The sequence below is a fragment of the Flavobacterium flavipigmentatum genome (assembly GCF_020911905.1).
In the GTDB taxonomy this organism is placed as follows: domain Bacteria; phylum Bacteroidota; class Bacteroidia; order Flavobacteriales; family Flavobacteriaceae; genus Flavobacterium; species Flavobacterium flavipigmentatum.
The window spans coordinates 3,549,711-3,574,424 of the sequence record NZ_CP087133.1 but is presented as its reverse complement, the minus strand read 5'-3'; the positions used below and the strand labels follow the sequence as shown (position 1 = coordinate 3,574,424).

The 24,714-nt window shown below is 35.2% G+C and carries 19 protein-coding genes; 6 read left to right on the top strand and 13 right to left on the bottom strand.

Annotated features, from left to right (window positions below):
• Positions 1-49: 49 nt before the first annotated feature.
• The 4 genes from LNP22_RS15300 to LNP22_RS15285 all read left to right on the top strand — a co-directional run bounded on the left by LNP22_RS15300 (position 50) and on the right by LNP22_RS15285 (position 4,373).
• Complete coding sequence (locus LNP22_RS15300; RefSeq protein ID WP_229974238.1) at positions 50-1,168, top strand: vWA domain-containing protein; 1,119 nt, start codon at positions 50-52, stop codon at positions 1,166-1,168.
• Positions 1,169-1,260: 92 nt separating this feature from the next.
• The gene (locus LNP22_RS15295; protein WP_229974237.1) at positions 1,261-2,724 is read left to right on the top strand and encodes a magnesium chelatase; all 1,464 of its coding nucleotides are present in this window, start codon (positions 1,261-1,263) and stop codon (positions 2,722-2,724) included.
• A gap of 140 nt (positions 2,725-2,864) precedes the next feature.
• Positions 2,865-3,458 (top strand): 2OG-Fe(II) oxygenase, encoded by a 594-nt coding sequence (locus tag LNP22_RS15290; protein WP_229974236.1) that lies wholly within the window; start codon positions 2,865-2,867, stop codon positions 3,456-3,458.
• Between the two features lie 60 nt (positions 3,459-3,518).
• The gene (locus LNP22_RS15285; RefSeq protein ID WP_229974235.1) at positions 3,519-4,373 is read left to right on the top strand and encodes a DMT family transporter; all 855 of its coding nucleotides are present in this window, start codon (positions 3,519-3,521) and stop codon (positions 4,371-4,373) included.
• A 75-nt stretch (positions 4,374-4,448) separates the two neighbouring features.
• Here the strand turns inward: LNP22_RS15285 and LNP22_RS15280 are convergent, their stop codons facing one another.
• Both LNP22_RS15280 and LNP22_RS15275 read right to left on the bottom strand, forming a co-directional pair.
• The gene (locus LNP22_RS15280; RefSeq protein WP_229974234.1) at positions 4,449-4,883 is read right to left on the bottom strand and encodes a DUF6526 family protein; all 435 of its coding nucleotides are present in this window, start codon (positions 4,881-4,883) and stop codon (positions 4,449-4,451) included.
• 46 nt (positions 4,884-4,929) lie between these two features.
• Positions 4,930-5,418, bottom strand: coding sequence for a DNA-deoxyinosine glycosylase (locus tag LNP22_RS15275; protein ID WP_229974233.1), 489 nt, complete (start codon positions 5,416-5,418; stop codon positions 4,930-4,932).
• A gap of 206 nt (positions 5,419-5,624) precedes the next feature.
• On the opposite strand from LNP22_RS15275, the gene LNP22_RS15270 reads away from it, so the two are divergent.
• On the top strand, positions 5,625-6,650 hold the full coding sequence (locus LNP22_RS15270) for a helix-turn-helix domain-containing protein (protein WP_229974232.1): 1,026 nt from the start codon (positions 5,625-5,627) through the stop codon (positions 6,648-6,650).
• 68 nt (positions 6,651-6,718) lie between these two features.
• Here the strand turns inward: LNP22_RS15270 and LNP22_RS15265 are convergent, their stop codons facing one another.
• From LNP22_RS15265 to LNP22_RS15235, 7 genes are all read right to left on the bottom strand, one after another.
• A complete protein-coding gene (locus tag LNP22_RS15265; protein ID WP_229974231.1) occupies positions 6,719-7,918 on the bottom strand; it encodes an NAD(P)/FAD-dependent oxidoreductase in 1,200 nt (399 codons plus the stop codon).
• A gap of 460 nt (positions 7,919-8,378) precedes the next feature.
• Positions 8,379-11,180 (bottom strand): AsmA family protein, encoded by a 2,802-nt coding sequence (locus LNP22_RS15260; RefSeq protein ID WP_229974230.1) that lies wholly within the window; start codon positions 11,178-11,180, stop codon positions 8,379-8,381.
• Positions 11,181-11,190: 10 nt separating this feature from the next.
• A complete protein-coding gene (locus LNP22_RS15255; RefSeq protein ID WP_229974229.1) occupies positions 11,191-11,985 on the bottom strand; it encodes an MlaD family protein in 795 nt (264 codons plus the stop codon).
• 23 nt (positions 11,986-12,008) lie between these two features.
• Positions 12,009-12,788, bottom strand: a complete 780-nt coding sequence (locus tag LNP22_RS15250; protein WP_229974228.1) for an ABC transporter ATP-binding protein — start codon at positions 12,786-12,788, stop codon at positions 12,009-12,011.
• Position 12,789: 1 nt separating this feature from the next.
• Positions 12,790-13,548 carry an MlaE family ABC transporter permease gene (locus tag LNP22_RS15245; RefSeq protein WP_229974227.1) on the bottom strand — a complete coding sequence of 253 codons (759 nt, stop codon included), beginning with the start codon at positions 13,546-13,548 and terminating at the stop codon, positions 12,790-12,792.
• A 260-nt stretch (positions 13,549-13,808) separates the two neighbouring features.
• Complete coding sequence (locus tag LNP22_RS15240; RefSeq protein ID WP_229974226.1) at positions 13,809-16,076, bottom strand: glycosyltransferase; 2,268 nt, start codon at positions 16,074-16,076, stop codon at positions 13,809-13,811.
• Positions 16,057-17,115 (bottom strand): glycoside hydrolase family 130 protein, encoded by a 1,059-nt coding sequence (locus LNP22_RS15235; protein ID WP_229974225.1) that lies wholly within the window; start codon positions 17,113-17,115, stop codon positions 16,057-16,059. The genes LNP22_RS15240 and LNP22_RS15235 overlap by 20 nt, the downstream gene beginning before the upstream one ends.
• A 336-nt stretch (positions 17,116-17,451) precedes the next feature.
• Here LNP22_RS15235 and LNP22_RS15230 point away from each other — a divergent pair, with 336 nt between their 5' ends.
• Positions 17,452-17,613 carry a DUF1328 domain-containing protein gene (locus tag LNP22_RS15230; RefSeq protein ID WP_229974224.1) on the top strand — a complete coding sequence of 54 codons (162 nt, stop codon included), beginning with the start codon at positions 17,452-17,454 and terminating at the stop codon, positions 17,611-17,613.
• A gap of 374 nt (positions 17,614-17,987) precedes the next feature.
• On the opposite strand, the gene LNP22_RS15225 is transcribed toward LNP22_RS15230, so the two are convergent.
• The 4 genes from LNP22_RS15225 to LNP22_RS15210 all read right to left on the bottom strand — a co-directional run bounded on the left by LNP22_RS15225 (position 17,988) and on the right by LNP22_RS15210 (position 24,701).
• Entirely contained in the window at positions 17,988-19,406 is a 1,419-nt protein-coding gene (locus tag LNP22_RS15225; RefSeq protein ID WP_229974223.1) for a TolC family protein, read from the bottom strand.
• Positions 19,407-19,531: 125 nt separating this feature from the next.
• Positions 19,532-22,693, bottom strand: coding sequence for an efflux RND transporter permease subunit (locus tag LNP22_RS15220; protein ID WP_229974222.1), 3,162 nt, complete (start codon positions 22,691-22,693; stop codon positions 19,532-19,534).
• Between the two features lie 11 nt (positions 22,694-22,704).
• A complete protein-coding gene (locus tag LNP22_RS15215) occupies positions 22,705-23,847 on the bottom strand; it encodes an efflux RND transporter periplasmic adaptor subunit (RefSeq protein WP_229974221.1) in 1,143 nt (380 codons plus the stop codon).
• A gap of 260 nt (positions 23,848-24,107) precedes the next feature.
• Positions 24,108-24,701, bottom strand: a complete 594-nt coding sequence (locus LNP22_RS15210) for a TetR/AcrR family transcriptional regulator (RefSeq protein ID WP_229974220.1) — start codon at positions 24,699-24,701, stop codon at positions 24,108-24,110.
• Between the last annotated feature and the right edge of the window lie 13 nt (positions 24,702-24,714).

Sequence of the window (24,714 nt, the reverse complement as noted above, 5' to 3'; positions counted from 1 at the left end):
TAATAAACGTTTGTTTTTTCATCGCTTTAAAAAAGTGTAATTTAGAAGTATGAAAAACGAATTTAAAAAAGGTTTTTATTTTAAAACATACGAAGCTCCTTTTCAATCTCCGTTTGAAAAGCTTTTTGGTATTTTCAAAGAGCTTATCACCCATACTTCGGGTGATTTTGATGAAGCTATAGACTGGCTTCGGGAGCTGGATAAAGAGTATAAACTTACCGACGAAAACTACACGATCGATGATTTTATTGAAGATTTAAAAAAGAAAGGCTACATAAAAGACGAGGCCAAGGAAGATGGGACTTCTGGTTTTGGCATAACAGCTAAAACAGAACGCGCGATCCGACAACAAGCTTTAGATCAAATTTTCGGTAATCTGAAACGTGCGGGAAGCGGTAATCACAAAACCAAACATGCTGGAAACGGTGATGAACACACAGGTGAGTTTCGAGAATTCAATTTTGGTGATGGTTTAGAAAGAATTTCATTGACCGAAAGTCTGCGAAATGCCCAAATCAATAATGGAGTAGAAAGTTTTATGCTCACAGAAAATGATTTGGTGGTCGAAGAAACACAATTTAAGGCGCAAATGAGTACTGTTTTGATGATCGACATCAGCCACAGTATGATTTTGTATGGCGAAGACCGAATCACGCCAGCCAAAAAAGTAGCGATGGCTTTGGCCGAATTAATTACTACACGTTACCCAAAAGACACCCTTGATATTTTGGTTTTTGGTAATGATGCCTGGACAATCCCAATTAAAGATTTACCGTATTTACAAGTTGGGCCTTATCATACCAATACCGTTGCAGGCTTGCAATTGGCAATGGATATTTTGCGAAGAAAGCGAAATACAAACAAACAAATTTTTATGATTACCGACGGAAAGCCCAGTTGTGTGCGCGAGCGCGACGGTTCTTATTATATGAACAGTAACGGTCTTGACGATTATATCGTAGATAAATGTTATACACAGGCGCAACAGGCCCGAAAATTACACATTCCGATTACGACTTTTATGATTGCCAATGATCCATATTTGCAGCGTTTTGTTAATCATTTTACTGAAGCCAATCAAGGAAAAGCATTTTATACGGGAATTAAAGGTTTGGGCGAAATGATTTTTGAAGATTATGAAACCAATAGGAAGAAGAGGGTTAAATAAAGGTTCTAAGTCGCAGACGGACAAAGTTTTTTTTAAATAAAAATAAATTGAATTTTTAAATCATTAAATCTTTCAATTTTTAAATAAATAACATGAAAATAGAAAATATAAACACATTATGTCAGTTAAAAGCCGCAGGATATAAAAGTCAAAGTATTAAAGACGAATTGCGAAATAATCTTCGAGAAAAAATCAAGACTGGAAAACCTGTTTTTGAGGGCGTTCACGGTTTTGAAAACACTGTAATTCCAGAATTAGAGCGTGCCATTTTATCAAGACACAATATTAATTTATTAGGGCTTCGTGGTCAGGCCAAAACGAGATTGGCCCGTAAAATGATCGAGTTGCTCGATGAGTACATTCCATTTGTGGCGGGTTCAGAAATCAACGATGATCCGTTAAACCCAATTTCGCGTTTTGCAAAAGATTTAATTGCTGAAAAAGGCGAGGAAACACCAATTTCATGGTTACACAGAAGCGAACGTTTTTTTGAGAAATTGGCAACGCCGGATGTTACCGTAGCCGATTTGATCGGTGATGTCGATCCGATAAAAGCGGCCAATTTAAAATTATCGTACGCAGATGACCGCGTGATCCATTTCGGAATGATTCCGAGAGCCAATCGCTGTATTTTTGTAATCAATGAGTTGCCGGATTTACAGGCTAGAATTCAGGTAGCGCTTTTCAATATTTTGCAGGAAGGTGACATTCAAATTAGAGGTTTTAAATTGAGAATGCCATTGGATATGCAATTTGTTTTTACAGCCAATCCCGAAGATTACACGAATCGAGGCAGTATTGTAACACCTTTAAAAGATAGAATTGGTTCTCAAATTTTAACACATTATCCAGAAACTGTAGAAATTGCCAGAACGATTACAGAACAAGAAGCAAAGTTGGATGCCACACAAAGTGATATAGTTTATGTGCCAAGTTTAGCCAGAGATATTCTGGAACAAATCAGTTTTGAGGCTCGTGACAGCGAATATATCGATAATAAAAGTGGCGTAAGTGCCAGAATGAGTATTACGGCTTTTGAAAATTTAATCAGTACTGCCGAGCGTCGTGCTTTAAAATTAGGAGCTGATAAAACAATTTTGCGCTTGTCTGATTTTATCGGAATCATTCCGGCGATTACTGGAAAAGTAGAATTGGTTTACGAAGGCGAGCAGGAGGGAGCAGCTTCTGTGGCGCAACATTTAATTGGTTCTGCCATTCGAACATTATTTCCTACACTTTTGCCAAAAATAGAAAAACTCGAAAAACAAGGAGAAAAAACACCTTATTCTGATGTAATCGAATGGTTTTTTGCCGAAAGTGGTTTCGAACTTTTAGATGATTGTTCAGATGCTGATTATCAAAGTATTTTGGATGAAATTAAACCGTTGGATATTTTACTTAAAAAATACCAGCCACAATTAGATAAAAAAGATCACTATTTCTTAAAAGAATTTATTTTATGGGGATTAGTTGAATATAAAAAGTTAAGCAAAGACCGTTTTGCAAAAGGTCATGAGTTTAAAGATATGTACGGAAGTTATATCAGTAAATTATAATTAAAATTATCCTGCATCATACAAGCCTAATAGATTTAAATCTGTTAGGCTTTTTTTATTTAATCAAAAAGAGAACGGTTTCATTTTTAATTAGTCTACCTTGCTCTGTTGGCTGTATTTCCAGTCTTTCCCAAAAAAAAATGAAAGAGAGTTTTGAAGATTTGATTGCGAGTTATATCGAAAATAAAATAGGTATTTCGGAGCATTTTTTGAGTGAAGAATTATTAAACAACCTAAAGCAAAACTTACTCGATTTAAACAAAAATAGTTTGCTCAAAGAAGCAGGAATAGGCAACTCTGAGAAATTTTCTTATAATGAAAAGGTGAGAAGCGACACTATTTATTGGTTGGATAAAAAGCACAATAATATTTTTGAAAATGAATTTTTCGAGACAATTGATGCTTTTGTACTATATTTAAATGAAAGTTGTTATGCCGGAATTACAGGTTATGAGTTTCATTATTCGCTCTATCAAGTGGGTGATTTTTATCTGAAACATTTAGATCAGTTTAAAAATAATTCTGGGCGAAAATATTCGATGATCAGTTATTTAAACAGTGATTGGCATGAGGCAGATGGAGGTGAATTATTGATTTATCAAGAGCTTTGTAATCAGAAGATTGCGCCTACTCAGGGAAAAACAATTTTCTTTAAAAGTAACGAATTATTGCATGAAGTTTTGGTGACTCAAAATACACGAATGAGTATTACGGGTTGGTTGAAGAGCGATTAAAGTTTTTTTTGAAAAGATTGAAACAGAGAAATGTTATTTTTGTAATTCAAATCAAATCGTATGTTGTTTCTTGTTTTAAGCATTTTTTGCAGTGTAATTGTAGGCGTTATTTTTAAAATTAGCAGAAATTATTCGGTCAATTCTATTCAAATAGTAGCCATCAATTATGTCACGGCACTGTTGCTTTGCTTTTTTACCTTTAGTCCTAATGTGCAGGAATTAAAAGTCAATGCGCCTTGGAGTATTTACATTGGGGTCGGCATTTTATTGCCTGTAGTTTTTCTGTTTTTGATCGCGTCTATTAAATATATGGGAATCGTAAAAACTGATGCCGCTCAGCGATTATCACTCTTTATTCCGATACTTGCGGCGTGGTTTATTTTTAAAGAAGACTTTAATAGCTATAAAATTTTAGGGCTTTTAGTAGGTTTTACGGCTCTTTTATTCATTTTAAAAAAGCAATCTGTAAACGACAGTAATAAATGGATATACCCGGCTTTGGTATTATTGGGTTTTGGCGTTATTGATATTCTTTTTAAGCAAATTGCACTTTACACTACTTTGCCATATACGACTTCTTTATTTGTTGTTTTTACTATCGCTCTAGTAGTTTCGCTCATTGTTGTCGTATATGACGTGATAGCAAAAAAATCGAAAATAAATTTACAAAACATGCTTTTTGGAGCTTTGGTAGGGATTTTTAATTTTGGAAATATTTTATTTTACCTTAAAGCACATAAATCTTTCTCTGACAATCCCTCTACTGTTTTTGCCGGAATGAACATGGGTGTAATTATTTTAGGAAGTCTTGTTGGCCTGCTTTTTTTCAAAGAAAAAATATCTAAGATTAATTTTATCGGCCTCTTTTTAGCCTTAATTGCGATCGTTTTGATTGTTATTTCACAATTCAAATAATTTTCGAATGTAGTAGAATATTTATTTTAAGCTTTAATTGGATATACAGATTTGTTTAGTTTTTTAAATAGCAATCTAAACCCGTTCGTAATCGCCTTTCCAGTTTACGATTGCTTTTTTGATATCATTTCCCGAAAGATGGTTTTGAAGCGCTAAATCGATAAGTGGTAAAAACTCATTGTCTGGTGCAAAACGAAAAGCAAACAGTTGATCGTCTGTAAATTGATATTCAATTTCTTCAAATCTTTTTCCAGATAAGGTAAAATAACGGTATCTGAGCTCTAATTTTACGATTCTGTCCTGTAAAATAAGCGCGTAATGCTGGCGCAACATAAAAGCAAGACAAAATAAAAACACAAAAACGATACTTATAAAAGTCCAGATTAAATGATCTTCTGTTTTAAAAGCAAAATAAATACTGCTGACCAAAAAGGCAATCAAAACAGGATAATAGACAAAATGATGGGCTGTATAAAAACGAATATGGTTCTTTAGGTTTTGAGGTTTCATAAGATGTTATTTTTGCTATGTCACGTAAATATACACTAATTCAGCTTTAATTTTTGAGTGTACCAATAATTTCCCACTCCTGTAATTTGTTTTGAAATGATTTACTGGCATTTGCAGGACTGGTGGAAGGCAAGGTAATAAGCTGATAGTTTTTCTTTAAAACGACATATTTTTTAAAAAATGCGGCTGCTTTTTGACCGTTAAAAACAATGGTTTCTATTGTATGATGATGATGTAAAAATAATTCAAAATCGTTTGCAATTTCATTTTTTATCGCGCTATCCAAACTTCCAATCCGATCGCAAAATTGTAAAACGTCCCAAAGCGCAATTTTATTCTTTAGCAAAAGTGTTTTTCGGGTCGCATAATCATTCGAAAAATCTTCTTGAAGAATGGCAAACATAAATTTCCAGAAATTATTCTGATTATGACCGTAATACTGATTCATTTCTAATGATTTTGTGCCGGGCATTGTTCCTAAAATCAAGACAGTAGCATCATCTGGAGCGATTGGAGGAAAAGAGAAACTTTTCATATTATATTCATTTTTTATTGGATGATATTTGGGTTTAAAATATTCATATATAGGTAATTATAAAACAATTTGTAAAAATTATATAACATATTCAATCCTTTGATATGCGAACTTTGAAATATAGATTTTTAAAGAATTTATTTACGCTTTAGATTGTTCTCATAAAACTATAAAAGTAAATCATAGAATCTTAAATACCTCGGAAAATGAAAATAGTTACCATACAATCGGAGAAAATTAACGATATTTTTGAAGAACTTAAATTAAATTTTGGAGGAGAATTGCAAATTGATTTAGATGAGTATTGTTTACAAATTGATAATGATTTTGCAAAAGGATCAATTATTGGTGCATCCTTTAATGATACTATTACATATCTGCAATTTGACATGCTTTTCTATGATAAAATCACTGTAAATATTTTGAATAGAGATGCATCATCTGTTTATTTTGCATATTGTTCTAAAGGAAATTTGTTGCATAGTTTTGGGGTCTCTGGAACGGGAAGGAAATTAAAAAACTATCAAACGGCTATTATTTCATCAAAAAAGAATAAAATCAATGTTTTGTATTTTGATGAAAATCGATCAACAAAATTCAACCTAATCACTTTAGGGATTGATGTTTCTAAACAACATCAAAAGAGTCTCCTGCACCAAAAAATCAAAGAAACTTTTTTTGAGGATGCAAATGAAAAGGAATTCTTTTATTTAGGTTCTTATAATTTGCAGATCGCCGAAAAAATAGAACAATTAGAAGCTGTAAATCAAACCGGAGTAGTAGGAAATTTATTGAAAGAAGGTATTTTAAGAATCATCTTGGCAATGGAAATTCAACAGCATTCTGATGATTTATATCATTTTTCAAAAGACACAAATTGCCTGACTTTAAAAGAGATGGAGGAAATAAAAGAGCTTTCTGATTTTATTAAATCATGTCCCGAAGAGGCTTTTACCATTAAAAATCTGAGTAAAAAATCAGGTTTGTCTCCTAATAAATTGCAGGAAGGTTTTAAACTGATTCACAATAGAACTGTAAATGATTATATCACGCACATGAGGGTTGTGAAGGCAGAAATTCTGATACGAACTTCAGATTTAAATATCTCAGAAATAGTCTATTGTATTGGTTTTACCAGCAGAAGTTACTTTTCTAAAATTTTCAAACAAAAATTCAATTGCAGTCCAAAAGATTATAAAAGTAGTACTAATCCATTGGCAATTACGGCTTAGTATTTTGGCACAAAATAAAATTGCTTTCGCAGTAATTTTGTGCCAAAAATAATCTCTTTTGTGTTTACTTATCTTCCAAATTTATAATATTCTAAATCCTGATGTTTTTCATTTTTGATAGAAGCAGTGATAGAATTCATTCCAAGAACGCTAAAAGTGATGCCATTTCCTCCAAATCCTAAAATATAATGCTCGTTTCGTTTTGGGTCAGGTTTTCCAAAATAGGGAAGACCGTCTTTGGTTTCGCCAAAAGTTCCCGCCCAGGAATAGTCGATTTTGAAATTAATTTCAGGGAACTTTAATTTAAATTGTTTCAAAAGATATTGCTCTTTTTGAGGTAATAATTTGTCACGTTTTACTGGATCTTTAAAATCTTCATCCCCGCCTCCCGCAATGATTCGGTTATCTGCCGTAGCCCGAAAATAGAGATAAGGATCTGCTGTGTCCCAAAATATAGAATTCTTAAAAGCGTCTGGCAAATCAATAAGACTCTCCGAAGTTATCACGTAGGTACTTTTTAAATCAACTACTTTTTCTTTAAGGGTTTCAGTACTTTCATAGCCACTGCAATGTATAATATTATTTGCAGTTATATTTTTTTTGTCTTCAGTGGTGGCGATCAATTTTCCTTTATGATCTTCTATAGAAGAAATACGTGTTCGATCATAAATCTGCATGCCGTTTTGCTGACAGTAAACCAGTAAATCCTGTGCCAGTTTGTAAGGATCCATAACGGCCGCAGTTGATGATTCTATAGCAGCAAGAGCGTTTAAACCTAATTCTTTCAAATCGGCTTTTTCGAGCCATTTCACGACAAATCCGTTTTCTTTTCGTGCTTCAAATTCTGCTTTTAGAAAAGGAACATCTTTTTCTGAAGAACAAAAATAGACACTTTTTTTAAACTCAAAATGGCAATCACTTTTTATAGTATCGATTATTTCTCTTAAATCAAAAATAGCTTTTTTACCATTTTTATAGCTATCGACTGCGCACTCTAATCCTCTGATTTTTATAAGCTCATGTAAGGCTACATCAATCTCATATTGAAGTAAAGCAGTACTTGCAGCCGTGCTTCCGTTGCAGATATCACGTTTGTCAACAAGTATTATTTTTTTGCCTTCATTGATGAGTTGATAGGCAATTAAAGCTCCAGTTATTCCTCCGCCAATAATTAAAATATCTGTTCTAGCGTCTGATTCTAATGACGGATAACTGTTTTCCAATGCGTTTTTTAGTGGCCAGAAAGTTTCGGTAGATCGTAAATTCATTTTCTTGTAATTTTATAGTGTTAACTATTTTGTATCCTGTGTTTTAGATAAGTATTGTTCATGTGTTTCTTCAATGAAGAGTAAGTCTTTTATTTTTCCTGTTTTTTTTTGATAAAAAAGAGTTATTTATTTAAATAAAACTTTATAAACCAGTTGTTTGATTATTGTCAACTAAACCAGAATTATAAATATTGTCTAAAATTGCTATTCATTTTATTTTAATGGAAAAATCCCGAGTTTCCACTTAGGATTTTTCTGAATTAAGCATGTTTTATCATATAATGCCTCTTATTTATTATTATCAAGTATTTGTGGTTCGGAATAATTAGAAGCTTTCTACAACAATTACCGTTATAAAAATGCTCCAAAATGGATGATTTTGAAGTCGCTCATGAAATAATTAGTTAGACTACTTCATAACCAATAGGATTATTTTTGATTTTTTGTTTTCAATAAAATTTTAGGCGCCACTTACTTTTTCTCTTTTTATGACCTTGTTGTTTTTTTCATCATAAATAGCGTCATCAATTTTTTTTCCTGTTTTGCTCAATACTTTGATTTTTGGGTTCTGATGTGTTCCAGTAATCACAATCGGAATTCCAATAATTCCGAAAGGAGGCAATCCTAGTCGCATTCGTAAATCCAACAAACCATCAAAACTGGTTGTTCCTTTGATAGTAGGTCTGAAAGTCGCAACTCTAAAAGTAAAGGGCTGAATATGAATCAGATTGTTATCAATGGATGATTTTATTTCGATGCCTTTTAGATCAGGATTATCAAAGCCTTTTTGTCCCGTGGCCGTACTTATTTTGTCAAATAATTTGAGTCCTTTTATTTGCACTTCTTCTAGCTTTATGACACCATCACCTTTTAGAGAGCCGTAAATTGGACTCATATTTCCATTTAAATCGCCCTTTATTTTATAGTCTATTGTAATAATTCCTTTTGCTTTGTCGGCAACAGAAACCATTTTTTTAAACATCGAAATCTCTTTATATGCCTTTTCTACACTAAAATCGTTGGCTCTAAAATACAAATCAAAGTTGGCCATCGTAGGAGATTCATCTTTATAAGTCGCATCAATTGCTACCGCGCAATCAATGATGTTAAAAGTAGTATTCTGCATAAAAAATTGCCCTTTTGTGATACCTGTTTTTCCAGAAATACTTTTTAAAAGTAAGCCGTTATAAGCTACTTTCTCTATAACTGTGTTGAATGCTACATTTAAGTTTTTTGGAATAAGAACAACGCCGCTCATTTTAGGATTATCTTCTTTTGAATATTCAATCGCTAAATTTCGATCGTTATTTTCTCCTTTTTTAAGAGCCATAAATTCATCTATATCAATAAGTTTTGATTTTACGTTAAAATTACCGCTCAGAGTACCTTTTGATTCCAAAAAGTAATTTATGGTATTGAGTAAATACCCATCTATATCAAAATCAGACTTGCCGTAGTAGGCGTAACATTTATCCCACCACATTTTTTCGTTCTGAAACCTAAAATTTCCTTGCTTGATATAAAATGATTTAGGAAAAAGTTCAGAAGTTGCTTTGATATTTTTGAGTTCAAGCGTTCCTCGGTTATCCAGTTGGTCATATTGTCCGTTGGTAGCATAACTCTGTTTTCCGCGCAGCGAAAAATCGGCTTTAGCCCAACCCTTCACATCCATTCCTTTTTGAGCAAATACTTTGTATATTTTGCCCACATTGAGTTCTCCTTTTACTTTTGCATTATAAGTCAAATCACTAAAATCTGTAAGTGCTAATCTGGCATAAACTGGATTACCCTCAAAAACAAAAGATGCAGGCGCAACGGCCAGAATCAAATCTTTGAAGGTGCCTTTTTTATTTAAAACATTTGCAACAAAAGTGATATTAGTAATAGGATTAGGGTACGAATCTGTTTTTAGCCATCCGTTTTGTAAACTAACGCCACCTTTTGTTTTTGGAAATAGTTTTTGTGAAGCACTAAAAAGGCCATTGGCTTCCAAATCGGTTTTAAGGATTCCTTTCAGCTCCATCGTGTGTAAACCTAAACTTTTATCAATGGTAGCAAGGTCCAGAATGCCTTTTATGCGTGCTTTTACATTCATTTCTGAAAAACCTTTGCTCTGTAAAAAAGCCGAAAAATGATCTTTGTTTCCTACCTTAAAACGCAAGGTTCTAAGATTGATCATCAATTTTTCGAGATCAAGCGAAGGCATAATTGCATTCAGATTCATCTCAAGATGTGTCAGCGGAACCACTGCATTTTTATAATTTATTGAACCATCTTTAATCTTCATATTAAAGGCGAGATCTGGTTTTTGCTTTTTAGAAACATTGTAATCGCCCTTAAAAGTAAAAAGCAAATCACTGCGACCGGACATTTGGGTGTCTTCCAGCCAGCCCGAATATTCGGGAGGCAGTACCGAAAATAAATCTTTTAAAGTCGAATTATCTGATGCTGCTTTGATATTGATTTTATAACCTTCTTTTAAAATGGTAAATAAACCTGTGAAACGTAATGGCAATTTATTGATATGCAATTCATTTTTTCTAAGAATAAAAGAAAGGGCGTGGGTGTTAATTGTGGTAATAAGATCGGCATGTACTTCTTTTTTTCTAAGATATGCAGTTCGTCCGTAATAAAAATCTACAGTATCGATTTTTGCGGCCGTACTCAGGTCAAAAATATCTTCACTAAGATTTCCTTTTCCAACATAATTAAAGCCTTTTGCATCTACCAAAACCTTAGCCGAACGGTCGTTGTATTTGATATGACAATCTTCAAAATCAATGCGTTCTAATCGAATGGCTGTTCCTTCTTCTGTGGTATCTTTATTTTTTTTATCTTTTGGTGCCACATAAATATTGTAGTTGGCTTCTCCTTTTTGGTTGACCATTATATTGATGTAGGCCTTTGAAACATATAATTTATAGATTTTGACTTCATCATCAAAAAGCAATTTTTTTAAATTGATACCAAATGCAACTTGCTCTGCTTTTAATAAAGTGTCGTTGTTAAATGGCGTAGAACCTGTCATGGATAAATTATCCAGTGAAACTGTTAAAGACGGAAAATGTGTAAAAAAAGACAATCTCGATTTAGAGAAATCTAATTTTGTATCCAATCGCTGATTGGCAATTTTTTTTACTTCTGCGGCAATTGTCCCTGGAAAAAGCATCGGAATCAAAAATAGCAGGAGCAAAGTACTGGCCACAATAATTCCAGTGATTTTAAGTGTTTTCAGCGTTATATGTTGAAGAGAAGAACTCATGAAATGATGATTATTTTTTATTTTTATCAGCTTCTGCTTTCTTTGCGGCTTCTTCTTTCTCTTTTTCTGCTTTTTCTTCAGCCGCTTCTTCCTGTTCTTCTTTTTTCTCTTTTACAGCTTCCTTTTTTTCTTCTGCTTTTTTTTGTTTTTTCTTGTAATAGCCTTTCAATAAAAAATTACTTTTTGCGGCTTCCATATTTTCGCTAAAACCTTTTGTTCCAGATTCCAGATTATTTAATGTTTTAGAAACGCTGTTGGCCATACCTTCGTCACGAACCAAACGTGCCAGAGCGCCATTTCCATTGTTCATGCTATGACTAAAAATCGCTAACTCTTCGGTGATGATACCTGCGTTATCAACACTCTTTTTGACACTTTTCATAATGTCATTCATTTCTATTCCGTCAATAGAAGCTATTTTTTCGTTGTTTTTAATCATCACTTTCGATTTTACACCGGGAATGATGGTCAAAACTTTATCTCCCATTAGTCCATCAGAACCAATAGTAGCGCGGGCATCAGTTTTTATAAATTTGCGAACATCGTCTTTTAGCACCATTCCTACCACTACAGAAGAATCATTTATTAACGTGATTTCTTCGATAGTTCCGACATTTATTCCAGAAAATCGAACATTGTTACCGATCTCTAATCCGCTAACAGTCTTAAAGTTAGATGTAATTCGAAAAGTCGAACCAAAGAGGTTTCGTTGTTTTCCAATAAAATAAATAGCTGTAATAAATAGCAGTAAACCTATTGTTACAAACATTCCTAATTTCCAAGTATATCCAGATTGCTTATCCATGTTTTTTAATTTTTGTTATAATTTTATTCAAAAAAAGAGCGTACCCATTCGTCTTCGCTTTTTTCTAGTTCTTCGTAGGTTCCTTCGGCATGTATCACACCTTCTTTCAACACCATAATTCGGTCGGCAGTTAGTCTTGCGCAAGCCATGTCATGCGTAATAATGATCGAAGTGGTTTTGCGTTTGTGCTTGATATCCAGTATCAATTCGCTAATTTCCCGAGATGTTATGGTGTCCAGACCTGTTGTAGGCTCATCATACAAAATGATTTCGGGTTTTAAAATTAACGTGCGTGCCAAACCAATTCGTTTCTTCATCCCGCCGGATAATTCAGATGGCATTTTGTCTATCGCATCCCCAAGTCCTACACTTTCCAGAGCTTCCATCACCTGATTTTCTATTTCACTTTCGTGAAGGTCACGCTGATGTTTTTTTAAGGTAAATGAAAGATTTTCGCGAACAGACATCGAATCGTAAAGTGCACCACTTTGAAACAAAAATCCAATACGGACTCTGATTTCGTTTAGTTTTTCTTTGGATAAATGAAGCACATTTTCGTCAAAGACTTTTATTTCGCCATGATCGGGTTCAATCAAACCAACGATACACTTTATTGTAACGGATTTTCCAGATCCAGATCGTCCTAAAATGACCAAATCTTCTCCTTTATTTACCGTTAGATTTACACCTTTTAAAACTTCATTGTTAGCGCCAAATGTTTTGCGCAAATCCTTGATTTCTATCATAGGAGACGCCTTTTTGGCTTTTGTTTTTGTGGCTGTTATTTCGTGTTCTTGGGTCATATTACATAAATAAATCGGTTATCTGAACTGCTACCATATCAATAATAAAAATGCTCAGGGATGCTGTAACAACGGCAGAATTGGCGGCTTTACCAACACTTTCGGTTCCGTTGGCCGCATTAAAACCTTTATAGCATCCGATCATTCCGATAAAAAAGCCAAAGAAAAAAGTCTTGATCGTAGCCGGAATGACATCTAAAAATTGTAACGACTGAAAAATTTGTACGAGAAAATGATAAAAAGTAACATCTCCATGAATGTTAATCCCAACATAACCACCCAAAATTCCAACAGCATCTGCAAAGAAAACTAAAAGTGGCACCATCAAAGTTGTCGCTAAAATGCGTGTTACCACCAGATAATTATAAGGATTGATGGCTGATACTTCCATAGCATCAATTTGTTCTGTAACTTTCATCGAACCTAATTCTGCACCAATTCCTGAGGATATTTTTCCTGCACAAATAAGTGCGGTAATCACGGGCGCAATTTCTCGTATAAGTGATAAGGCGACCATTCCGGGCAACCATGATTCTGCACCAAATTTTACCAAAGTAGGACGGGATTGCAGCGTAAGTACCAGACCCATAATAAAACCTGTTATGGCAACCAACGGCAAAGATTTATATCCGATGACGTAACATTGCTTTATAAATTCTTTTGTTTCGTAAGGCGGTATAAAAACCTCCTTAAAAAACTTAGTAGCAAAAATGGTCACGCTACCAATATTATCGAATGTATTTTTTAAATTAAGAATCAAAATAGATCGTTTTAATGGTTTGAAATAGAATAGTTTACCCTATAAATTATCTTTATTTTATTGGAAAAGAAAATTACTTCCATTTTAAAGAAAATATCTTACACAACTTATTTGGAAGTTTATATAATTTTCATTGTACAGCAAAACACCTCATTCTGCACGTAACAGTGCTTAATGAGTGTTATGTTTTTTTTGGAAAAGTGTTAAAAATTACAAATCCCTTATTTAGAAGGGATTTGTAACTATTGAAAATGAAGTATTTAAGAATTAATTGCGAGGTTTGTTTTAGTTTTTAAAGGAATTACTTTAACATCCGCAGCTTTTAAATTCTCCATTACCAGACGTGCTGTTAAATAACATACTGTCGATTCTGCACCTTGATTGAGATTGATATTTTCTTTCTCAAGACCGTCATATCCACCGCCGGTAATAGGATGGTACATAATTTGGTTCAGATGATTTTTGCCTAAAAACCAGTTAAAAGCGGTTTTCATTTGTTGTTTATGTTCTGTGTTCTTAAAAGCTGTATAAAACGAGTTTAAAGTCTGAATGGTATACGAGACATCGATCGGTTGTTCGCCATATTCGTGGGGCTCGCTGTCTTTATGATACCAGCCGTTGTTCGAAATTACTTTGAAACCCTTTTCCGTATACATTTTTGAGGATAAAAATTCAAGCGATTCCAGCGCCACTTTTTTATAAATGGGTTTGTTGGTCACTAAATAGGCATATAACATCGATTCCGGTAAGATTCCGTTGCCGTAAGTTAGATAATTTTCAAACCATTTCCAGTCTTTTGTAGTGTGTATCTCGTAATTGGATAACAATTTAGCGTTAAGCTTATTGATAATGGCCGCTACATACAAATTCGGATTTGTGCTGTGATACAAATACAATCCTTTTGTAGCAAAACCAATCGAACGCGGAGACTGAATATTTTCGGCCCATTTTAAAGAATTCAACAAACATTTTGACGCTTTATTGACCAATGCATCTGGCAAAACAGAGGTTAGAGACACTACTGTTCCCAACGCCCAAATGGCTCTCGCATTAGAATCTTCAAGATTTACTTCTGCATTTTGTTCTACATGTTCACGATTATTTTCATCCACATAATTGATAAAATCTCCTTTTGGTTTCTGACAGCGTTCGATAAAATCGATGTATATAAGGATATACGGCAAGTCTGATTTGTCTGCTGTGAGTTTGTAATGAAGGCAAAAAGCAACCAGCGCTCTTGCGTTGTCATCGAGTGTGTAACCTGTTGAAAGATCAGGAATAGAAATTTTGCTAAACTGAATGATACCCAGATCTGTAGTCATTTTTTTGACATGATCCAGCTGAATTGAAGGATAGTTATATTTAATTTCTGATGGGTTTTCAATCAATTCTTTATACGTATTGATATGTGCAATAGCGGTATTTTCCCATGAAGAAGTACAGGTTTTTCTAAACGAATTAAGTCCCATTTCGATGCGCAGGTTTTCATCAGACAATAATTTGATGGTTGCATCTGCAAATTGATCTTCCTGTCCAATATCAACCAAAATTCCTGAATCGGATGTTAAAACTTCTAAGGTATGCGGGATTTTTGAAGCCACAATAGGGCAGGCACAACTCATGGCGTATGAAAATGTACCGCTCACCGCCTGATTTGGGTCTTTGGAAGTAAATAAATATATATCAGTCGCTTTTAAGTAATCCAGCAGTTCGTCTGTATGCAAATAGCGGTTGATAAAACGAACATTATTTTCGAGTTGCAAGTTTTTTACGATTCCTTCCAATTTAGTGCGATACGAATCGACACCATCGATAATCAGATTGGGATGCGTTTTGCCCATAATCAAATAAAGCACATTGGGCGTGTTCTTGATAATTTTAGGCAAGGCTCTCAAACCCGTTTCGATGTTTTTTCCTTCTCCCAAAAGTCCAAAAGTCGCCAAAACGGTTCTGTCCTGCATGTCAAATTTTGCTTTGGCATTTTGTGGCGTTTCATAATTTACAATATGGGTTCCGTGTGGTACATACGTGATACAATCGGCACTGATCTTATAATCGTTCATCAAAATGTCTTTGGACTGATTGGTCATCACAAAAACAGAATTGCTGTACGAAAGCAACAATTTTACAAACGTTTTCAACTCTTTATTTGGATTAGGAATAACGCTGTGAAACGTAAAAGTCACGGGTTTTTTTAATTCATTCAAAAACAATAATAAAAAGTCGCCGTAATTACCGCTAAACAAGCCAAACTCATGCTGAATATGCACCAGCTTAACTGCTTTGTCCTGATTGATTTCTTTGGCAACACGGGTGTAGCTTTCTTTAATTCGTGTATTCAAAACATACGCTTGATCGCTCTGCGCATTGGGTTTGTCTACCAATTCGCAAATTTCACACGCTATAGATTTACCAAAAACATCGGTTATGCCTTTGATCGTGTCCTGAGTATACGTAGCGATGCCGCATTGTGTAGGAGGAAATGTAGAAAGAAAAACTATTTTTGATTTATTTGACAATTTCTTCATGTGGATTGTTTTTTAGTTCGATTAATAATGCGTTGAGGTTTACAGAAGCTGCCGAAATTTTGTCATCGGCGGCACCGTAATAAATGTAGAGTTGACCATCAAAAAGGGATGTTCCTGTCGGGAAAACAACATAATTTACATAACCGTGTCTCTCAGAATATTCAGACGGACTTATGAGGGGTTTTGCCAGTCTTGCAATTACTTTTAAGGGGTTATGAAGGTCTAATAACACAGCACAGGCATGATAAACCAAGCCTTTTTCTCTTCTCTCGGCGGCATGATAAATAAGTAACCAGCCGTCGGGAGTCTCGATAGGTGGCGCACCAGGCCCAATATGGCTTGTTTCGTGCTCGTATTTGGGTTCCATAACAATATATTCGGGCAAATTACTCATGTAATCTTTCCAGAAATTCTCTTTTAAATCGGTGATTTTTTCGAAAGTAAATAATTGTATGGAAGGGAATAATCGGTGTAAAGCGACAAATTTTCCATTGATTTTTTTTGGAAACAAGACTACATTCTTATCCCAGATAAACAAATTGTCTTTGATGGTTTCTGTCAGCGGATAATTCCTCTCCATATTAAAAGCAAATATTTTGGCAACACTGGGGTTTTGCAAATGCTTTCTAATAAGGTTGGTAAATTCATTCATGATGAATTTGGGCGTGATGATCCCTCTTTTTCTAAAAGTTTTTAAATCTTTAGAAGTTGCCAGTGCCCCCGAAGCATTAATACCATCATACGCAACATAGGTCAGATAATAAGTATCATCGATTTTGGTAATGCGAGGATCTTCGACACCATGAATTTCATAAATAAATTCGGGAGAAAATACAGGTGCTGAGTTTCGTTCGATTACAGTCAACGGACCTTGCAGCTGACAGTAACCAATAGTAGAAAAATTACCTTTTTTTGCCGCTCGGTAAAACAGGTGCACTATGTTGCCCTCTTGATAAATTCCTGGATTTAACACTCCTAATTCTTCAAAACTTCTTTCGGTTTTTTCTAAAATGACGCCATGTTTTAGTACTGATTCCATATCGTTTTTTATTTTTAATTAAAATTAGAACAAGCACTAGCCCATGTTTAATGCAATCGGCTAAAAAATTAACTCTAAAGCATTTAGATGGGAATCTTGTAAGTCAAAACACAAAATTGTAAGAACTTTTTAGCGCGCTCTAAAAAAATAAGCAGATTACCGTTTTGAGTAGCCAGATCTGAAGAAATGACTCTTTTTTAACTAAAAATAGGTGTAGAGTTTTTTTTTGAGCTAAAAAAATAGTGGATTGAGTTAACAAAGTTCGATTGAATGATTGAATTTTGATAAACAAAACAGACCTAATCAAGTCATATTACTAATCTAAAACTAATTATTATGTTACGTTGGACAGTCATTTTTATAGTTCTTGCTATTATTGCCGGAATTTTTGGTTTTGGCGGTATTGCCGTTGGAGCTGCAAGTATTGCAAAAGTTTTATTCTTTATATTCTTGGTATTATTTGTGATTTCGCTCATTAGCGGAAGAACAAAAGTCTAGCAATAAAGTAATAATTGTATATAAAAAAGCGCACTGTAAGAAATTACAAGTGACGCTTTTTTTTGGTTTTTAGTTCAAGCTATTGAATTTTAGTTCATCAGATTTAATTTGTAGTTGATGATCTCTAAATTTTACTTTTAGTGTTTTAGAGAGTGCCCAAAATGCTGTATAAAGTAAAGAGAATATTTTTTTCTGATGATATTTGAATGTCTATTTTACCCGAGTGCCTAGCCCTGATGGGAGGGAAAATCCTTTTGTGCCGTTGTTCGGCATAAAAGATTTGGAAGGACAGCAGGAAATAGCTCCTGAAAAAAAGCGCTATAAAACCGGAGTTCTATAGCGCTTTGGCAATCAATAGTAATCTAAAATGGGTATTATTTCCAACCGCCGCCCAGAGCGCGATAAAGCTCTATATTGGTAGCCAATTGTTCTCTTTTTATATTGGCCAGTTCCAGTTCGCTTTGCAGTAAATTGGTTTGGGCAACCAAAACTTCTAAGTAGTCTGCCATTCCGTTTTTAAACAAGAGATTGGCATTTTTGATGGCTTGTTGCAAAGTTGTTACACGCTCTTTTAAGAAAGATTCCTGCTTCTCTAATTTTTCAACTTTAACCAACGCATCCGAAACTTCGCTGACAGCTACTAAAACAGCTTGTCTGAAAGTAAAAACAGCTTTTTCTCTTTCGGCTTTGGCGATGTTGTATTCGGTTCTTATTTTTTTACTGTTTAATAAAGGTTGGGTTAAACCTCCTGCAACCGTGCCAAATAAGGAAGCCGGAATGTTGAACCAAGTGCTGGTTTCGAACGAATTGACGCCACCTTGCGCTGTAATTTTAAGTGTTGGATATAAGTTGGCTTTGGTAATTCCTACTCTCGAATTGGCTACTTTTAGACCCAATTCAGCACTTTTTACATCGGGTCTTCTGCTCACTAAAGAAGAAGGAATTCCGATTGCGGCATTGTTTTTCACTTCGATTACACTCAAACGAGTGGTTCTTTCTTTTGAACTTGGAAAAGAACCCGTAAGTACGCTCAATGCATTTTCCTGAATAGCAATGTTTTGTTCTAATAACGGTATCAATTGTGCGGAACTCAGTTTTTGTGCTTGCGATTGCTGAATCGCTAATGAAGTAACCTGTCCGGCATCGTATTTTAGTTGTATGATAGTGGTGGTGCTATCATTTAACTGCACGTTTTTCTTGGCAATATCCAGTTGTGCATCGAGCATCAAGAGATTATAATATCCTTTTGAAACGTTGGCCACAATATTGGTCTGCAATGCTTTTTTTACTTCTTCGGATTGTAAATAGGTAGCAAAAGCACCTTGTTTCTGACTGCGGATTTTACCCCAAATATCGGCTTCCCAAGATAGTGAAGCGCCAGCCGAGTAATCGTCAATATGTTTTTGACCCAGCGCCTGATTTAGATTCAGTCCTGTAAAACTATTGTCAGACGGATTGCTGGTAGTGGCATTTACAAACAAATTGACTTCAGGAACATTGTTCCATTTAGACTGTGTAAATCGGTATTGTGCAATTTCGATGTTTTTTGTGGCAATTTGCAAATCATTGTTTCTTGCTACGGCGCTGTCAATCAGTTGGATGATGTCTTTCTCTGTAAAGAAATTTTTCCACTCCAAATCGGCGATACTTGTGGTATCACTTGAAGTTGATGCATTCCTGAAGTTCTCAGGAAATGCATCTTTTGGTGTTTCGATATCCTTAGAAACTTTACAGGATATGAAGGTGATCATCAAAATGAGGACCATCACAATTTTGGTTATGTACTTTTTCATTTTTATATTTTATTTTTCTGAACAAATATCTTTTCGGGTTTCAAGATCTCTTGAAACTTTGTAGGATATGTATGCGATGCCAATTATGATGGTCATCAAAATGGTCGTTATATAATTTTCCATGTTTATTTTTCTTCGTTATGAATTACGGCTACTGGTTTTCCAGAAAGCTTTTCTTGTAAATGTTGGAATACGATAAATAAAACTGGGATGATCAACAGTCCCAGAATTACCCCCGAAATCATTCCGCCAGCCGCCCCAATACTAATCGAATGATTACCTTGGGCTGATGGTCCTTTGGCACTCATCATCGGAATCAATCCCACAATAAAAGCCAATGACGTCATGATAATTGGTCGTAAACGCAGTTTTGCAGCTTCGATAGAAGCGCGTACCAATGCCTGTCCTGATTTTCTTCGCTGCGACGCAAATTCGACAATCAAAATAGCGTTTTTGGCTAATAATCCAATCAGCATCACCAGTGCTACTTGTACGTAAATATTGTTTTCGATTCCTGTTAAACCGATGGCTACAAATACACCAAAGATTCCTGCAGGTATTGATAATATTACGGCTAATGGCAAAATATAACTTTCGTATTGTGCAGCCAATAAGAAGTAAATGAATATCAGACACAATAAGAAAATGGTTGTAGATTGACCTCCAGAAGCAATCTCTTCCCGTGTTTGTCCTGAAAACTCATAACTATAACCCGCAGGCAATTGTTGTGCAGCGACTTCTTCAATCGCTTTGATGGCATCTCCTGAACTAAAACCTGGTTTCGGAATTGCATTTATCGAAATTGAGTTGAAAAGGTTGTATCTCGAAGCCGTTTCAGATCCATAAATACGTGTGAGTTTAACCAATGTATTTATGGGTACCATTTCTCCTGTTTTGTTTTTGACAAAAACACGGTCGATAGAAGATGGATCTGCTCTGTCGGCAATATCTGCCTGAACAATTACTCGGTAATATTTCCCAAATCGATTAAAATCGGAAGCCTGAGCGCTACCAAAATAGGTTTGCATCGTCTGTAGAATATCTTTGACATTTACACCCAATTGATTGGCTTTTTCATCATTAATATCCAGTTGCAATTGCGGGTAATCTGCTTTAAAAGAGGTAAAAGCAACCGCAATTTCTGGGCGTTTCATCAATTCTCCGATGAAGTTCTGAGAAATCCCGCTAAACTTGTCCAATTTGCCACCTGTTTTGTCCTGCAACACCATGTCTAAAGCTTCTACGTTACTGAAACCAGGAACAGTAGGGAAACTAAATACGAAGAAACTTCCGCCCGAAATGGCGCCTAATTTTCCTCGAACCTGATTCATTATTTCTTCAATGTTTTTTACTTCTCCACGGTCTTCATTCGGTTTAAGCAAAACAAAAACGACTGCCGATGAAGGGCTGGTTGAGTTTGTCAGCAAATTAAAACCTGAAATTGCTGTTACAAATCGGGAAGCCTCCAAACCTCTTAAAGTATTTTCTGCCTCGGTCATCACTTTTTGAGTTCCATCTAATGAAGTCCCTGATGGCGTATTTACTGCTATTGCAATAAATCCTTGATCTTCTGTTGGGATAAATCCTGCTGGAGTTGTTTTTACCATTACAATAGTAGCTACTGTAATTAAGGCTAATCCGCCTAAGCTAATCCATTTTCTACGGATTAAAAATTGCAAACCACCCACATAACGGTTAGTTAAAGACTCGAAACTATTGTTGAATCCGTCAAAGAATTTTTCTTTAAATCCTCTTTTTACATACGGTTTATTTTCATCCAAAGAATGATTGTCTTTTAAGAATAAAGCGGCTAGGGCAGGACTTAAAGTCAAAGCATTAACGGCAGAAATCACAATTGCAATTGCCATTGTAAAAGCAAATTGACGGTAGAAAACGCCTGTAGAACCCTCCATAAAACCAACAGGTAAGAATACCGCGGCCATCACCAGCGTAATCGAAATAATCGCTCCAGTAATTTCGTGCATCGCCTCGTGTGTAGCTGCTTTTGGTGACAAATGTTTGTGCTCCATTTTGGCATGTACGGCTTCGACGACCACAATCGCATCATCGACGACGATACCAATGGCTAGAATTAAGGCAAACAATGTCAATAAGTTAATCGAGAAACCAAATAACTGCATGAAGAAAAAAGTTCCTAAAATAGCTACTGGCACTGCTATTGCCGGAATCAAAGTCGATCTGAAGTCCTGCAAGAAAATAAATACTACTATAAAAACCAGTATAAATGCTTCTAACAAAGTGTGTTCAACCTGTTCTATCGATTGGTCTAAAGATACTTTTGTGCTGTAAAAAATATTGTGTTTAATACCTGCTGGAAAACTTTTGGCTTGTTTTTCCATCAGTTTGTTGATCGCTACCTGAATATCATTCGAATTAGAACCGGCCAACTGAATGATCCCGATTACAACACCTTTTTTACCATTTAATCGGGTTAAACTGTTGTACGAATAAGCTCCGAGTTCTATTCTGGCAACATCTTTTAAGCGAAGTACAGAACCGTCCGGATTAGATCGGATGGCAATATTTTCGTATTCTTCGGGTTTGGTTAATTTACCTTTGTATTTGATTACATATTCAAAAACTTCCTTGCTTCTTTCTCCAAATTTACCTGGAGCAGCTTCCAAACTTTTGTCTTGAATGGCTGCCATTACTTCGTTTGGCGTCACCTGATAAGTTGACATTTGTGTTGGATTGAGCCAAACACGCATCGAATAATCTTTTACACCACCAAAAATACTGGCCGATCCCACACCGGGAATACGTTTGATCTCCGGAATGATATTGATCTGGGCATAATTGGCCACAAAAGTCTGATCGTATTTTGCTTCATCATCGGTATACATCCCAATAGCCATGATAAAGCTATTTTGTTGTTTTGCCGTAATAACACCTTGTTGTACCACTTCTGCAGGCAACTGACTTGTTGCTTGTGCTACTCTGTTTTGTACATTTACCGCAGCTTGGTCGGCATCGGTTCCTAATTTGAAGAAGACGGTAATGGCCAAACTACCATCGTTACTCGCTGTAGAGCTCATGTAGGTCATGTTTTCGACACCGTTTATAGATTCTTCAAGAGAAGGAGCAACCGAACGTAAAACCGTTTCGGCATTGGCTCCCGGATAAACCGCCGTTACCAAAACAGAAGGTGGTGCAATATCTGGAAACTGTTGTAAGGGCAATTTGGTGAGTCCTAGGATACCTAAAATCACCAATAAAATGGAGATAACGGTAGCCAGTACTGGTCTTTGTATAAATATTTTGAACATTTTTGTAAAAATTATTTTTTGTTAATTATTTGGGCAACTTTTGCAGTTGATTTTTCAGGTTGAATTTCCTGCCCTTCCTGAAGTTTGTCTATACCGCTCAATACAATTTGATCTCCTGCTTTTACACCATCTTTGATGAGGTAGTTGTTTCCGCTTTTTCCACTTATTGTGATAGGCGTTTTGGTAACCTTATTTTCTTTGTTTACAGAAAAAACAAATATTTTGTCTTGCATTTCGATGGTAGCCGATTGCGGCACCAGAATAGCATCATCATGCTGAATACCTAAACGGATTCTTCCTGTATTTCCAGAACGTAGTAATCCTTTGGCATTCGGAAAAGTAGCTCTCAAAGTAATTGCACCAGTTGTTTTATCAAATTGACCATCAACCATATCAATTTTCCCTGTTTGTGCGTAGGCATTATTATCTGCCAGGATTAAGGATACTGGAGGTAATTTTTTAATTTTTTCGCCAATCGTATTTCCTGCATATTGTTCTTTAAATTTGATAAAGTCAGTTTCGCCCAATGAGAAGTAAACAAACACTTCGTGCACGTCTGAAAGGTTGGTTAAAGGTTGTGGATCTGTTGCACCAACCAGACTTCCTTGTTTTTTTGGTAATCTTCCGATATAACCGCTCACCGGAGCCGTAACGTTGGTATATCCTAAATTGATTTTTGCTGAACCCACCATCGCTTTGGCTTGCTCGATGTTGGCAGCCGCAATTTTTTGGGAAGCTTTGGCTGTTTTTAACTGATAGTCTGAGACAACTTTGTTTTGTACCAAAGGAGTCAATTTATCTACTTCCAATTGTGCGTTGATATAAGCGGCTTCTGCAGCGTGAAGACTGGCTAAAGCATTATTCAATTGCTCACGATAAGGACGTTCGTTTATTTTGAATAACGTTTGACCTTTTGCTACATAAGCACCTTCGTCAACATATACTCTTTCGAGGTTTCCGCTTACTTGCGGACGAATTTCGACATCTACAGCTCCTTGTATCGCAGCCGGATATTCTGCATCTGTGTTAGCGTTTGAACTGGTGATCGCTAAAACAGGAAGAATAGGGGCAGCTGGTGCTGGTGCTTGCGCCTTATCCGCACAACTACTTAATACGAGCGCAAGGATAAAACTGGATATAATTACATTTTTCATTTTTCTATTGGTTTTAATTTGTTGGACATTCTCGCTATTTAAAATTCTATTCATCGGACTTTTTCTATTTGTATTTATGGGTATTAAATTTTCTAACGTCGTTAAGTATATTGGCGCAAATAATCATAATACAACGCCTTTCCGATTCTATCTCATAATCGGTATTAAATTATTTATCACTGTTAAGTATAGTAGCAAAACAAGCTTGTTATTTACTCTATTAAATCATTTATCACTGTTAAGTAAAATTTAAATTTTTTTTATTGTATTGATTTGATGATACCACCAATCGCATCCTTCAAGATTTGATTGTTAATCGTTTCCATTATATCACTTTGATTGATAATGTTTATCGCAATCAAACCATGAATAACAGAAAAGAAAGTAAAGTACTTTTGTTTGATGACTTCTTGCGTTGGGTTGCTGTTTTTCATTATTTCGGCAATCACAGAAGTAAATAATTCATAAGGCTTTTTAGCAGCATCACACTGTTGCGAACAACAATTCATTTGTACACCAAACATTACCTGATACATTTCGGTATCTGTAAAAGCAAAATCCCAGTACGCCATCCACATCGCTTCCAATTGTTTTTCTGGCTGATCAAATTTGGCTTTGGCATTCTCCAGCTCTTTAGACAATTTTACAAACCCTTTACCTGTTAATTCCTGAAGAATAGCTTCTTTGTTAGAAAAATATTCATAGATAATAGGAGCAGTATACTCAATTTTATCGGCAATCTTTCGCATACTCAGACCTTGCCAACCGTCTTCTTTTACGATAGCATAAGCAGCTTCAAGAATATTAGTTCTTGTCTCTTCTTTTTGTCTTAATATACGATCTTTACTTGCCATTTTTTTGAGTATT